This window comes from Planosporangium mesophilum (genome assembly GCF_016863255.1).
In the GTDB taxonomy this organism is placed as follows: Bacteria; Actinomycetota; Actinomycetes; order Mycobacteriales; family Micromonosporaceae; genus Planosporangium; species Planosporangium mesophilum.
Window position 1 is genome coordinate 1 of the sequence record NZ_BOON01000004.1, and the last position, 13445, is coordinate 13445.

At 71.1% G+C, this 13445-nt stretch carries 14 protein-coding genes; 7 read left to right on the top strand and 7 right to left on the bottom strand.

The genetic code is table 11. From position 1 onward, the window contains the following. The first annotated feature begins 307 nt into the window (after nucleotides 1–307). Nucleotides 308–2893: a glycosyl hydrolase gene (locus tag Pme01_RS02415; protein WP_203935392.1), complete on the top strand. Its 2586-nt coding sequence runs from the start codon at nucleotides 308–310 to the stop codon at nucleotides 2891–2893. 74 nt (nucleotides 2894–2967) lie between these two features. Here Pme01_RS02415 and Pme01_RS02420 read toward each other — a convergent pair whose 3' ends face one another. Both Pme01_RS02420 and Pme01_RS02425 read right to left on the bottom strand, forming a co-directional pair. Beyond that, nucleotides 2968–3987 (bottom strand): aldo/keto reductase, encoded by a 1020-nt coding sequence (locus Pme01_RS02420; RefSeq protein ID WP_203935393.1) that lies wholly within the window; start codon nucleotides 3985–3987, stop codon nucleotides 2968–2970. Between the two features lie 94 nt (nucleotides 3988–4081). Next, complete coding sequence (locus Pme01_RS02425; RefSeq protein ID WP_168112871.1) at nucleotides 4082–4612, bottom strand: PaaI family thioesterase; 531 nt, start codon at nucleotides 4610–4612, stop codon at nucleotides 4082–4084. A gap of 54 nt (nucleotides 4613–4666) precedes the next feature. Between Pme01_RS02425 and Pme01_RS02430 the strand changes: the two genes are divergently transcribed. Further along, nucleotides 4667–5140, top strand: coding sequence for a winged helix-turn-helix transcriptional regulator (locus tag Pme01_RS02430; RefSeq protein WP_168112870.1), 474 nt, complete (start codon nucleotides 4667–4669; stop codon nucleotides 5138–5140). A gap of 41 nt (nucleotides 5141–5181) precedes the next feature. On the opposite strand, the gene Pme01_RS02435 is transcribed toward Pme01_RS02430, so the two are convergent. Next, complete coding sequence (locus Pme01_RS02435) at nucleotides 5182–5385, bottom strand: hypothetical protein (RefSeq protein ID WP_168112869.1); 204 nt, start codon at nucleotides 5383–5385, stop codon at nucleotides 5182–5184. Between the two features lie 252 nt (nucleotides 5386–5637). Here Pme01_RS02435 and Pme01_RS02440 point away from each other — a divergent pair, with 252 nt between their 5' ends. Continuing rightward, nucleotides 5638–6351 (top strand): hypothetical protein, encoded by a 714-nt coding sequence (locus Pme01_RS02440; RefSeq protein WP_168112868.1) that lies wholly within the window; start codon nucleotides 5638–5640, stop codon nucleotides 6349–6351. Nucleotides 6352–6414: 63 nt separating this feature from the next. Next, nucleotides 6415–7020 (top strand): alpha-ketoglutarate-dependent dioxygenase AlkB, encoded by a 606-nt coding sequence (locus tag Pme01_RS02445; RefSeq protein ID WP_168112867.1) that lies wholly within the window; start codon nucleotides 6415–6417, stop codon nucleotides 7018–7020. Here Pme01_RS02445 and Pme01_RS02450 read toward each other — a convergent pair. After that, nucleotides 7004–7294, bottom strand: coding sequence for a hypothetical protein (locus tag Pme01_RS02450; protein WP_168112866.1), 291 nt, complete (start codon nucleotides 7292–7294; stop codon nucleotides 7004–7006). The genes Pme01_RS02445 and Pme01_RS02450 overlap by 17 nt on opposite strands. Before the next feature lie 81 nt (nucleotides 7295–7375). On the opposite strand from Pme01_RS02450, the gene Pme01_RS02455 reads away from it, so the two are divergent. The 3 genes from Pme01_RS02455 to Pme01_RS02465 are packed head-to-tail and all read left to right on the top strand — an operon-like array spanning nucleotide 7376 to nucleotide 11766. Then, nucleotides 7376–7828 (top strand): DUF4383 domain-containing protein, encoded by a 453-nt coding sequence (locus Pme01_RS02455; RefSeq protein WP_168112865.1) that lies wholly within the window; start codon nucleotides 7376–7378, stop codon nucleotides 7826–7828. Nucleotides 7829–7888: 60 nt separating this feature from the next. Further along, nucleotides 7889–10918: a DEAD/DEAH box helicase gene (locus tag Pme01_RS02460; protein WP_168113402.1), complete on the top strand. Its 3030-nt coding sequence runs from the start codon at nucleotides 7889–7891 to the stop codon at nucleotides 10916–10918. After that, nucleotides 10915–11766 carry an SWIM zinc finger family protein gene (locus Pme01_RS02465; protein WP_168112864.1) on the top strand — a complete coding sequence of 284 codons (852 nt, stop codon included), beginning with the start codon at nucleotides 10915–10917 and terminating at the stop codon, nucleotides 11764–11766. The genes Pme01_RS02460 and Pme01_RS02465 overlap by 4 nt, the downstream gene beginning before the upstream one ends. 1 nt (nucleotide 11767) lies before the next feature. Here the strand turns inward: Pme01_RS02465 and Pme01_RS02470 are convergent, their stop codons facing one another. From Pme01_RS02470 to Pme01_RS02480, 3 genes are read right to left on the bottom strand one after another with little or no spacing between them, the layout of a single operon-like run. Further along, on the bottom strand, nucleotides 11768–12373 hold the full coding sequence (locus Pme01_RS02470; RefSeq protein WP_168112863.1) for a GTP-binding protein: 606 nt from the start codon (nucleotides 12371–12373) through the stop codon (nucleotides 11768–11770). Beyond that, the gene (locus tag Pme01_RS02475) at nucleotides 12351–12818 is read right to left on the bottom strand and encodes a DUF742 domain-containing protein (RefSeq protein ID WP_168112862.1); all 468 of its coding nucleotides are present in this window, start codon (nucleotides 12816–12818) and stop codon (nucleotides 12351–12353) included. Before Pme01_RS02475 ends, Pme01_RS02470 begins: the two co-directional genes overlap by 23 nt. Nucleotides 12819–12838: 20 nt before the next feature. Then, nucleotides 12839–13288 (bottom strand): roadblock/LC7 domain-containing protein, encoded by a 450-nt coding sequence (locus tag Pme01_RS02480; protein ID WP_203935394.1) that lies wholly within the window; start codon nucleotides 13286–13288, stop codon nucleotides 12839–12841. Nucleotides 13289–13445 lie beyond the last annotated feature (157 nt).

The following is a 13445-nucleotide window of genomic DNA, read 5'->3' on the forward strand; positions in this document are numbered from 1 at the left end:
CCCGCCGAGATCGGCGGGCGTGACGTCGCGCAGCCGGACAGGGCGAGAAACGCTGCCGACACCGCCAGAGATGACGCGATTTTCATGGCTCTTTGACGAAGAGTCCGCACCATGACGCCCCTCGTTCGACCCTATCCCGCACCCTAGCCGTCTCCCATTCCTGCTCGCATTACTCAAATATGCGGCGAGTAGGCGCTGCAATTCTTACCAGCGCACCCTTGTGGATTTGGGAGTGGCATTGTCGCCCGGATTCTTGCGTACTCGGCGCAGAAGATTCGCAATTGTCGGTACCTTGTCGGTTGTCGCGTTGGGCCTGACCGGAATCCCGGCCGCCGCGGCGAAGCCGAGCCCTCGGCCACACCACGCCGACCTGCTCGCCACGACCGCGCACCGCCACGTCAACTCCTCGGGCACGGTGCACGCCTTCGGCCCCGGCGAGGAAGAAGAGGGCGAGAGCGAGATCCAGGAAGGGGCCGACCAGTACGCCGAGGCCCGCTACGCCCCCGGCGTGGTCGCACCCGGCGCGTACTCGGCCGCCTGGGCGCAGATGCAGTCGCTGCGCCGGACCGGCGGCCGCTGGACCGACGAGACCGCGCTGCCGTACAACTCCGACGACCCCCGCTACCGGGACCTCAACTCCAACTCCTCGGGCGGCGCCGGCCTGGTCAGCGGCCGGGTCACCGGCCTCGCGGCCGACGACGCCGGCTACGTGTACGCCGGCGCCGCGAACGGCGGTGTCTTCCGGTCCCGTACCGGCGGCGGCGCGTGGGAGCCGATCTCCGACAAGCTCCCCTCGGTCGCGACCGGCGACCTGCGCCTGGACGGCAGGGGTCGGCTCTGGTACGCCACCGGCGAAGCCAACACCAGCTCGACGGCCTTCATCGGCTCCGGCGTGTACCTGCTCGCCGACCCGCGCAAGGGCGAGTTCCAGCCGGGCAGCCGCGTCGGCGGCGCCGAGCTGGAGAGCACGATCATCCGGGTCCTGCGCTTCAACGGCGACCGGGTGTGGGCTGCGACCAACCGCGGCGTGTGGAGCCACTCCACCACCGACCTGTCCAGCCCGTGGACGCTGGAGTTCGCACCGAACCCCGGCTACCTGCCGGGCGGCCCGCTCGCCACGGACCCCAACGCCCCGTACAAGAACATCGCCAATGACATCGCCTTCGACCCGAAGGACCCGTCGAAGGTGATCCTCGCGGTCGGCTGGCGCAGCGGTGACACGTACAACGGCTTCTACACCAAGCAGGGCGGCACCTGGCAGCGCACCACGCTCGCCGGTGACATCGCCAGCGACCCCGCCAACGTCGGCGCGGTCACCTGGGTCGCCTCGGCCGACGGCTCGAAGTACTACGCGATCGAGCAGTCGCCTGCGGTGATGGCCAGCAACCCGGACAGCGGCCTGCTGGGCGTGTACGTGTCCGACAGCGGGTCGCCGTCCGGGCCGTGGAAGCAGATCGCCGACTACAAGAAGCTCGCCGCCTCCGGCTCGGCGCTGACCGGCGCCGGCTACATGCCGGGCATCCAGTCCTGGTACAACCAGTTCCTGCAGGTGGACCCGGCCGACCCGAAGCACGTCTACCTGGGTCTGGAGGAGGTCTTCGAGACAGCCGACGCCGGCGCCACCTGGACCGTGCCGGGGCCGTACTGGAACTTCGGCTTCGACTGCTGGAGCATCGACCCGAAGAAGCAGACGGGTGACTGCCACCAGACCACCCACCCCGACCAGCACTCGGTCGCGATCGGCAAGCACAACGGCACGTCGTACGTCATCGTCGGCAACGACGGCGGCACGTACCGGCGCCCGGTGCGCGGCAAGGCCGACCCCTCGGGCCACGCCACCGACTGGACCCCGCTGAACGACGGCACGATGGACGTGCTCCAGTACTACTCGGTCGGCGTCGGCCTGGACCGCTACAACAAGAACGTCGGCGTCGCGGTCAGCGGCGGCCTCCAGGACAACGGCCAGTCCATCAAACGCCCCGGCGATCACGTGATGGGCTCCAACTTCGGCGGCGACGGCGGCGACACCATCGTCGACCCGACCAACGGCTGCAACATCGCCGAGGAGTACGTCTACCTCGCGATGTACGTGACCAACAACTGCGCGGTCAACGACGGCTCCTGGACCACCGACCCGTCGAAGGCAACCAGCCGCGAGGTGGCGCCGCCGGACGCGGACGAGGGCCTCGCGCGGTTCATCGCACCGTTCACCTACGACGCCAAGAACTCCAAGACCTGGGTCGCCGGTGGCCAGCACGTGTGGGTGCAGCACAAGGGATGGAACATCCAGTCCGGCGACGACTGGACCAACGTGTTCGACCTCGGCGCCGGCCACGTGGCCACCGCGGTCGCGGCCTCCGGCGGCATGGTCTACGTCGGCTGGTGCGGCCCCTGCAACAACCAGGGCTTCACCCGCGGCATCGCCGTCGGGAAGACGGACGGCACCGGCTGGCGCCAGCTCACCCTGCCGGTCGAGGGCCAGCTACCCAACCGGTACATCTCCGGCTTCGAGGTCGACCCGGCCAACGCCGGCCACGTCTTCGTGGCGATCAACGGCTTCAGCCGCCGGTGGACCGAGGGCCCCGGGGCCGGCGTGGGTCACCTCTTCGAGTCCCGTGACGCCGGTGCGACCTGGACCGACATCTCCGCCAACCTGCCGGACGTACCGGCCGACTCGGTGAAGATGATCTGGGGCGGTGGGCTCGTCCTCGGTACCGACCTCGGGGTCTTCTACCGGGCCCCGGGCAAGAGCGACTGGACGGTGCTCGGCACCAACCTGCCGACCACGGCGACGATGCAGGTCAAGACCGGTCCGTTCGGGACGAAGCTGTACGCGGCGACGCACGGGCGCGGCATCTGGTCGTACGAACTGGCTCAGCTCCTGCACCGCTGACTCCCCCCGGAGTACGCGATGGCCTGGAAGGCGGGTGCCTTCCAGGCCATCGCCTGTTTCGGACTGCGGCTGGCTCAGCGGCGACGCCGGCGCGCGTCGGTCAGCGACGGCGGCTGGTAGCCGGCGTCGGCCGGGTTGAGGTTGACGCCGGGCGGCACGATCTCGTCGATCCGGTCCAGCACGTCCGGTGTCAGCCTCACCTTCTCGGCACCGAGCTGCGACTCCAACTGCTCCATCGTGCGAGGACCGATGATCGCCGACGTGACGGCCGGGTGCTCGAGCACGAACGCCAGCGCCAGGTGGATCAGCGACAACCCGGCCTCCTCGGCGAGCGCGGCCAGCTGCTCCACCGCCTCGGCCTTCGGGGCGTTCGCCGGGTTGGAGGCGTCGTACCGCGCCGGGATGCGTTCGGCCCGCTTGGAAGCCTGCTGGCCCGGCCGGTAGCGCCCGGCCAGCCAGCCGCCGGCCAGCGGACTCCACGGGATGACTGCCAGGCCGTACCGCTGGGCGACCGGGAGCATGTCGCGCTCGATACCGCGGACGAGGATCGAGTACGGCGGCTGCTCGCTGACCACCCGCTCCCGGCCGCGCCGCTCGGCGATCCACTGTCCTTCGACGATGGAGGACGGCTCGAACGTGGACGTACCGATGTAGCGGATCTTGCCCTGGTGCACGAGGTCGCTGAGCGCGCCCAGGGTGTCGTCGAAGTCGGTGTCGGGGTCCGGACGATGTACCTGGTACAGGTCGATCCAGTCGGTGCGCAGCCGACGCAGGCTGTCCTCCACCTCCCGGATGATCCAGCGCCGCGAGTTGCCGCGGCGGTTGCGCTCCTCACCCATCTGGCCGTGGAACTTCGTGGCCAGGAAGACGTCGTCACGCTGCCCACCGGCGAGCGCCTTGCCGACGATCTCCTCCGACTCGCCCTGCGAATAGACGTCGGCGGTGTCGATGACGTTGATCCCCGCGTCCAGGGCGCGGTGGATGATGCGGATGGAATCGTCCTGGTCCGGGTTGCCCCACGCGCCGAAGTTCATGGCGCCGAGGGTCAGGGCGCTCACCTGTACGCCGGTACGCCCGAAAGAGCGGTACTCCATGATCCTCCCTTGAACCGGTTGCCTGGCCACGACGCGCCGCAGCCGTCGGGTGGCCCCCTCCTTAATACCCCCGTGAAGGAGGCCGCGCGGAACGCTAGGCCCGGTGTCCCTGGGCGGCGGAATCGATCGGGAAGATCATGCAGGACGACGTCGCGTGGGCGATCAGCCGATCGGCGTCGTCGAGCACCTGAGCCTGGGCCAGGGCGGTCCGCTTGCCCCGTGACAGCACGATCCCCTCGCACCGCAGCATCCCCGAGCCCACGGTGACCGGCCGCAGGAATTTGGTGTTGAGATCCAGCGACGTGTACCCGGTGCCGGCCGGCAGCGTGGTCTGTACCGCGCAGGCGGCGGCGGAGTCGAGCAGCGTGGCCAGGACGCCGCCGTGCATGCTGCCCAGCGGGTTGTAATGGAACTCCTGCGGCTGCAGGCGGAACACGATCCGCCCCTCCTCGACCTCGACACCGCTCATGCCGAGCGTGCGCATCACCGGCGGTTGCGGTAGCTCACCGGCGCCGATGGCCTGGAGGATCTCCAGCCCGGTGCGGCCTGCCATGGCCGCCACGCTGGCGCTGGGGTCCTCCCACGTGTACGTACGGGTCCTGACGGCACCCTGAGTCTCGCTCATGGACGGAGAGTTCCACCCCTTGCTGGGTCTGTCAATGAGACCTAGCCTGACTGTGTGGAACCTCCCGCGCTGATGTGGTCCGTCGACAACTGCACGGTCGCCCGTGCCATGGCGACCCTGGGCGAGAAGTGGACGTTCATCGTGCTGCGCGAGGTCTTCCTCGGCATTCGCCGGTTCGACCAGATGCGGGTACGCACCGGCATCCCCCGGCAGGTGCTGACCAACCGGCTCGACCGGCTCGTCACCGAGGGCATCCTGCGCCGTGAGCCGTACCGCGAGCAGGGGTTGCGCACCCGCACCGAGTACCGCCTGACCGAGAAGGGGTTCGACCTGTACCCGGTGCTCTGCTCCGTACTGGCGTGGGGCGACCGGTACCTGGCCGATCCGGAGGGCTCCCCCGTCGAACTGGTCCACCGCGACTGCGGCGCCCCGGTGGTGGTGCCGCTGCGCTGCACCGCCGGCCACGACGTCGACTCGCCGCGCGACGTCACCTCGCGACCCGGACCCGGGGCACGCAGACGCGTCTGACCGGTGCCCGGGAGCGCCAGCGCTCCCGGGCACCACGAACATCAACCGCCGCGCCGCACCGACCAGTGGCGAGGCCCCTGTACCGCGTTGCGGCGGCCGGTGTCCCGGACCTTCCCGGACGGCTGCGCGGACGAGGTGTCCTTACCGCGCCGGCGGCGCTCGGCGCGGTTCGGCAGATCCTCCGACGGCCGCTCCTCCGACGGCGGCTCCTCCGACGGCGGCGTCGAATCGTTGTCGTCAGGCATGGCGAAATCCCCTTCAGGCGCGATGACAGAGGCGTGACCCGTCCCCGTGACGGGACCGGTCAGCGATGAGACAGCCGCGCACGGCGGCGGGTACGAGCGCCGGCGGCGCGAAGGCGGCGGGCGCGAAGCGCGCTGGATCAGCTACGCGGGGATCGTCCTCAGAGGATCATGCGGGGAACGCTAACAGCCGTCACCCGTTCGACGCATCCGATTTTCACCGGCGCACCGGTATCGCCGTGGTTGGATGTCGCTGTGCCCTCCCCCGCAGACCTCGCGGTCGCCCGCCACCTGCGGCGCGCCGGCCAGTGGGACCTCGCGCTGTCGGTCGTACCGGCCGACGCGGCCAACCTGCGCGCCGAGATCCTCGTCGACCGCTACCTGTGGCAGTTGCTGGGCTGCGCGGAGGCGGAGGCGGCGATCGAGGCTGCGGCGCACGCCGGGTACGCGTCGCTCGCCGCCCTGCTGCGCGGCCAACTCGGGTACTGGAAACTGCTCTTCCCCGCCGGAGCCGGGGTGACGACCGACCCCGGGACGGACCCCGCAACCGATCTCGCTCGCGCCGCCCGGGACCCGCGGCTGTACGGGTGGGCGACGTTCTGGCTCGGTGTGCTCGCGGACAACATCGACGGCGACCGGGAGACCGCGGCCGAGCGGTACGCGCGGGCCCACGCCGTCGCCCGGGCCGAGAACGACCGGCTGCTGGCCTCGTACACCGCCCGGCACCAGGGCGCCCACCTGCTACAGGACCGGGACCGGGAAACCGGCATCGCGCTGCTGCGCCGGTCGCTGTACCTGCGCGCCTCGATCGGCGCGCTTCCCCAGGTCGCCGCGGCCCAGCAGACGCTCGCCGGTGAGCTGGCGGCGGGGCCGGAGCGCGAGGCCCTGCTGGAGGCGGCGCGCGCCACCGCGCGCGACCTGCGCCTCACCTGGCTCGAACGCGCGCTCAGCGCGGGCTCCAGCCCCTGATCACGAAGAGTTTGCGCTGCCCTGGCGACACAAACTCTCCGTGATCATGGGTAGGGGGGTCGGATGACGGGGCGGATGCGCGGCATCCCGGAGTACCCCGAAGGGCTGGTCTACCGGCCGGACGTGCTCGACGAGGCGGAGGAGCGGTCGATCCTCGGCCTGCTGGACGAGGTCGAGTTCCACGAGGTACGGATGCACGGCCAGGTCGCCCGGCGCACGGTGCGCCACTACGACCTGGACTACGGGTACGAGTCGTGGCAGCTCGTACCGACGGACCCGCTGCCGGAGCCGCTGCGGTGGCTGCGCCACCGGTGCGCCGACCTCGCCGGGGTCGCCCCGGAGGAGCTCGCGCAGTCCCTGGTCACCCGGTACCCGCCGGGGGCGACGATCGGTTGGCACCGGGACGCGCCCATGTTCGGCCCGGTGATCGCCGGGGTCTCGCTGCTGGCGCCGTGCCCGATGCGGTTCCAGCGCCGCGCCGGGGACTCCCGGTACGTCTACGAGCAGGAGCTGGTGCCCCGGTCGGTGTACCTGCTCGGCGGGGCCGCCCGGTCGGTCTGGCAGCACAGCATCCCGGCGGTGCCGCACCTGCGGTACTCGATCACCTTCCGGACCCTGCGCAACCCGGAGCGGTGGCTGCCCGCAACCCCGGTCACGGGCGGGGGTTGACCCGGCTCCAGGAGCGCCGGTCCGTCCGCGACCGGCCGGCCGCCGCGGTGCAGCGCGGACAGATCCAGCCGACCCGGTCGGCCTCGGTCAGCACGTCGGTCGACGCGTACTCCCAGTTCACATGAGAAAACCGGCGCAGCCGGGACCGGCTCAGGGCCAGCCCGCACACCGTCTGGTTGGTACCGGGTACCCAGCCGTGCACCTCGCCGGCGGGCTGGCGTACGCCGTCGTCGTCGATCCACTCACCGGACGCCGCGACCGAGAACCGTGCCATGAACGACCGGTACCCGTTTGCCGGTCGTCGTACCGGGAATCGAAGGCCCGCAGCCCGTCCACCGCAGGAGGTGAGGCGTACATGGTCAGCGTTCCCCACCCGCGAGCGGGAGCCCGCCCGCTGGTACAACGAGTCGCCCTGACGTTCGGCGTGATCTTCCTGGTCGTCGGCGTCCTCGGCTTCATCCCCGGCATCACCACCAACTACGGCAGTATGACCTTCGCGGGGCACCACTCCGGGGCCCTGCTGCTGGGAATCTTCCAGGTCTCGATCCTCCACAACATCGTCCATGTGCTGTTCGGCCTGGCCGGGGTGGCGATGTCCCGGGACTCGGACACCGCGCGGCTGTACCTGATCGGCGGCGGCGCGGTGTACCTGGCGCTATGGCTGTACGGGCTGGTCATCAACCTCGGCAGCCCGGCCAACTTCATCCCGGTCAACAACCCGGACAACTGGCTGCACTTCATCCTCGGGGCCGCCATGATCGGGCTGGGAATCGCCGCGACCAGACGCGCACACCCCGACCGGCGGTAGACGCCATCCCCTGAATACACCGCCCTATGCTTGTGCGGTCTGTTCAGGGGGGTGGCATCGGTGCTGGTGGTCCACGGTCTGTGGCGATCCACCGGCCGGCTCGCACTCTGGGCCGAGGACGCCGCGCTGCCCGCCCCGGCGGCCCGGCGCGGCCGCCGGCCCAGCCGGCAGCCCCACCCGTACGCGGCAGCGCACGGCACGTTGATCGCTGCCCTCGGCGCGGTCGGAGTCCCCGGCACCGTCGAGCTCCTGCTGCCCACCGCCGGCGGTGCCCCGGTAGCCTCGCCCCAGTTCGTCCGCGACGAGATCACCTCGGCGCGGGTCACCCTGAGCGGGTGGCTGGTGCCGACGCTGGAGTACGAGCCGGACGAGGCGCTCAGGATCGTGCGTACCCTCAACGAAGCGGAGAGCGCCGGTGAGCTGACCCCCGGCGCCACCGTCCGGCACCTCGGCGCGGTGGTCGAGTTCGCCGGCGACCTGGTCGCCCGGGGCCGGCTGCTCCCGACGGCCGAGCCGGGGCCGATGGCGTCGTGGCGACCGGTCCTCGCCGGCGCCGACGCCGCCTGGGTACAGTCGCTCGCCCTCGCGCTGCCGCCGGCCGGCCGGGCGGAGGTGACGGCCGGCACCGGGCCCGGGGTCAGGGCCAGCGAGGTCACGGCCCGGAGCGTGCTCGCCACCGCGCTCGACGCGCTGGTCGACGCCGCCGCGCGGGCCGCGCTCAGCTCGTACCCGACCATCGGACAGCAACCACGCACGGCCGCCGAGGCCTGGCTGGCGGCCCTGACCGGACCCGGGCGCCGGTTCTCCGCGCACCCCGCCGAGCTGGACCGGCTCACCCGGGAGCTGGCCGAATGGCAGCGCGACGCGGTCGGCGGCCCGGTACGCGCGTGTTTCCGGCTCGTCGAGCCGCAGGAGGACGCCGAGGAGCCCGACTGGGAACTGCAGCTCGCGCTGCAGGTGGCCGACCAGCCGAGCATGGTCGTCGACGCGGAACGGGTCTGGCGTTCCCGGGGCGCCCTGAAGGCGCTCGCCCGGCGCATCGATTCGCCGCAGGAGACGCTCCTGGCCGAGCTGGGCCGGGCCAGCCGGCTGTACCCGCCGATCGTCGACGCGCTGCGGGAGGCACGGCCGTCCGCGCTGACCCTCGGCGCCGACGGCGCGTACGGGTTCCTCACCGAGGGCGCTCCCGTGCTCGCCGCCGCCGGGTTCGGGGTGCTGCTGCCGTCCTGGTGGGGCCGGCCGTCGGCGCGGCTGGGGGTACGGCTGTCCGCCTCCTCGCCCACCGCGCCGGGCACCGTCGCCGCCAAGAGCGCGCTCGGCCAGCAGGCGATCGTCGAGTACCGCTGGGAGCTGGCCCTCGGCGACGACCCGCTCTCCGCAGAGGAGCTGGAGGCGCTCACCTCGCTCAACGCGCCGCTGGTACGGCTGCGCGGCCAGTGGGTGCAGGTCGACGCCAAGCGGCTGGCCAACGGCGTGAAGTTGCTGCGCGCCAACGGCCACGGCCGGGCGGACGTGATCGAACTGCTGCGGATCGCCGCGTCCCCGGACACCGCGCCGGCCGGGCTGCCGGTCACCGGCGTCAGCGCCGACGGCTGGCTCTCCGAACTGCTCTCCGGAAAGGCCGACCGGCACCTCGCGCCGGTCGCCGCACCACCCGACTTCAACGGGACACTGCGCCCGTACCAGGAGCGCGGCGTCGCCTGGCTGGCGTTCCTGCAGTCGCTGGGCCTCGGCGGCATCCTCGCCGACGACATGGGGCTGGGCAAGACGATCCAGCTGCTGGCGCTGATGGCGTCCGACGCAGCCGAAGTCGGCCCGACGCTGCTGGTGTGCCCGATGTCGCTGGTCGGCAACTGGCAGCGGGAGGCGGCGAAGTTCGCGCCGGACCTGCGGGTACACGTCCATCACGGCGCCGAACGGGCGCGCGGTGACGCGTTCCTCGCGGCGGTACGGGACGCGGACCTGGTCGTCACCACGTACTCGCTCGCCGCGCGGGACGCCGCCGCGCTGGCTGAGATCGACTGGCACCGCCTGGTGGTCGACGAGGCGCAGGCGATCAAGAACGCCGCCACCCGGCAGGCCGTGGCCGTACGGTCACTGCCCGCCCGGCACCGGGTGGCGGTGACCGGTACCCCCGTGGAGAACCGGCTGGCCGACCTGTGGTCGCTGATGGAGTTCGCCAACCCGGGCCTGCTCGGCCCTGCCGCCGGGTTCAAGAAGAAGTACGCCGAGCCGGTCGAGCGGCACGGCGACGCCGAGGCCGCCGAGCGGCTGCGCCGGTTGACCGGCCCGTTCATCCTGCGCCGGGTGAAGACCGACAAGTCGATCATCACCGACCTGCCGGAGAAGCTGGAGATGGAGGTGCTCTGCAACCTCACCGCGGAGCAGGCGTCGTTGTACCAGGCGGTGGTCGACGACATGCTCGCCCGCATTGAGAACTCCGAGGGCATCGAGCGGCGGGGCCTGGTCCTGGCGACCATGACCAAGCTCAAGCAGGTCTGCAACCACCCGGCCCAATTCCTGCGCGACGGCACCCGACTGGCCGGCCGGTCGGGCAAGCTGGAGCGCCTGGAGGAGATCCTGGACGAGGCCCTCGCGGCCGGTGAGAAGGCGCTGCTGTTCACCCAGTACGCAGAGTTCGGCGGGATGCTGCGGTCCCACCTGTCGGCCCGGTTCTCACGGGAGGTGGCGTACCTGCACGGCGGTGTGCCGAAGGCCGCGCGCGACGAGTTGGTGGCGCGGTTCCAGTCGCCGGGCGGGCCGTCATTGTTCGTCCTCTCGCTCAAGGCCGGCGGTACCGGCCTGACCCTGACCGCCGCCAACCACGTCGTCCACGTCGACCGGTGGTGGAACCCGGCCGTGGAGGACCAGGCCACCGACCGGGCGTTCCGCATCGGGCAGAAGCGGTCGGTACAGGTACGCAAGTTCGTCTGCGCCGGTACGGTCGAGGAGAAGATCTCGGGGATGATCCGGGACAAGCGCGGCCTGGCGGCGCGGATCGTCGGTACCGGCGAGCAGTGGCTCACCGAGCTGTCCACTTCGGAGCTTCGTTCGCTCTTCGCCCTGGAGGCCGGGGCGGTGGTCGAGTGAACTTCTCCGAGTTCGGCAAGCCGCGCAAGGTCGAGGGCGGCATCAAGGCCCGCAGCGGTCGCGGCGCGATCGGCGAGTCCTGGTGGTCGAAGCGCTTCCTCGCCGTCCTGGAGTCGTTCGCGCTGGGCACCCGGCTCACCCGAGGCCGCGCGTACGCCCGGGCCGGGCAGGTGCTGTCACTGACCGTGACACCGGGGGTCGTGACCGCCTCGGTCCAGGGCTCCCGGCCCAAGCCCTACGCGGTCACGGTCGGCCTGGCGCCGTTCGACGACGCGGTCTGGGAGCGGGTCGAGGAGGCGCTCGCCTCGCAGGCGCTGTTCGGCGCCCAACTGCTCGCCGGTGAGATGCCGGCCGAGATCGAGGAGGTGTTCGCCACCGCCGGGGCACCGCTGTTCCCCGCGTCGATGGCGGACCTCTCCCTGACGTGCTCCTGCCCGGACTGGAGCGTGCCGTGCAAGCACCTGGCCGCCACGTTCTACCTGCTCGCCGAGGCGTTCGACGCGGATCCCTTCCAGATCCTGTACTGGCGCGGCCGGGACCGCGACACGGTTCTGTCCCGCCTGCGGGCGCTGCGGACCGGCGCCGACGAGGCGGCGCTTTTCACCCCCGCTCCCCCCGTGCCCATCGGTGCGGGCCCGGCCCTCGCCGAGCTCGCCACGCCGCCGCTGGAGCAGACGCTCGACAGGTACTGGGTGTCACCGGTACCCCTGCCCCAGCGGCCGCCGACGCTCGACGTCGAGCCCGACCTGCTGCTGCGGCAGCTTCCACCGCCCGGGCCGGAGCTCGGCGGCCCGGGCCTGACCGACCGGCTGCGCGGGATCTATCGCTGGTTCGGCGACTCCCCCTGACCTAACCGGGGTATTCGGCCTTCGCCAGGCTCATGTGCAGTACGGACAGCAGGGCGTCGCGTACCGAGCGGCGGTGCCGGGCGTCGAAGCTGATCAGCGGCGTCTCGTCGGAGACCGCGAGGGCCCAGCGCACGTCGTCGAGGTGATGCTCCAGCTTCCCGTGGAACCGGTTGGCCGCCACCACGAACGGGATGTCGTGGTGCTCGAAGTAGTCGACCGCGGCGTAGCACTCCTCCAGCCGGCGGGTGTCCACGATGACCAGGGCGCCCAGCGCGCCCTGCGTCAGGTCGTGCCACATGAATCCGAAGCGGTCCTGGCCGGGCGTGCCGAACAGGTACAACTTGATCTCGTCGTCGATGGTGATGCAGCCGAAGTCGAGCGCGACCGTCGTGGTCGTCTTCTCCGGTACGTGGCCGGTGCGGTCGATCGCCGCGGCCACCTCCGTCATCGCCGCCTCGGTGGTGAGCAGCGGGATTTCGGAGATCACCGAGACGGTGGTCGTCTTACCGACACCGAACCCGCCGGCGACGACGATCTTCACCGGCAGCGGCGGCTGCGGACGGGCCGGCTCCTCCGGCCCGGGCTCAAGAAATGGCTTGGAGTCCACGAATGACCCTTTCGATGATTTTCTTGTTCTGGTGCGCCCCGGCCTCCGGCCGGCGTACAACCAGGTAACCCGCTTCGATCAGATCGCTGGCCAGTACCCGCGCCACGCTGAGGTGCAGGCCGAGCCGGGCGGCGATCTCGGCGATGGCTATCGGCTGTTCACACAGGACGACGATGTCGCGGTGCTCGAAGGCGAGCCGGTCGGCGTCGGCCTGTCCGGCCGGCGTGGTCCTCACCTGAGCCTCGATCTCCAGGCTGGCGTCGAGGGGGCGCACCCGTCCCCCGGTGAGCAGATACGGGCGTACCGCCGGAGCTTCCGGCGGGGGCTGCACGGCGCCCGCCTCCGGCGGATACTCCGCGGGCTGGCCGCTCACCTCGACCACCCCGTCGACGTACGGCCGGATCCGCGAGGGATCCGGTGGCCGCCGGTCGTCGTCGCCTGTCATCGTGCTCAGCGCCATCGCGGTCAGGACCCGACGCTGATCTTCAGTTCCTCGACGAGCTGCGGCGTCAGGAAATCGCCGGCCCGGTTGGCGAACATGGCCATCTCGTAGGCCAGGACGCCGAGGTTGGCCTCCTTCATCGCGAGTACGCCGAGGGAGGACCCGATTCCGAGCGCGCACACCATGAGGTACCCGCGGTCCAGATCGATGATGACCTTGTTCGCGGTCCCCAGGTCGTACACCCGGGCGGCACCGGAGGCGAGGCTGTTGATCGCGGAGGTGATGGCGGCCAGCCGGTCGGCGTCGGCCCGCTCCAGCGTGGCCGAGACGGCGATGAGCAGGCCGTCGGAGGAGACGGCGATCGCCTCGATCACCCCAGCGGTACCTGCGGCGAAGCGCCGCAGCAGCCAGTTGAAACGCTGCGCCTCGGTGCTGACGTTCTGCGCTGTCTGCATCGTTGTCTGCGTCTGCATGCTCGCCACTCCACTTTCTCTGGGCGTCACTGCCGTTTGGGCGTCACTGCCGTTTGGTCGTCACTGACGTGGTGCATGACTGACGTGGTGCATGACTGACGTGGTGCATGACTGACGTGGTGCATGACTGACGTGGTGCATGACTGACGTGGTGCAT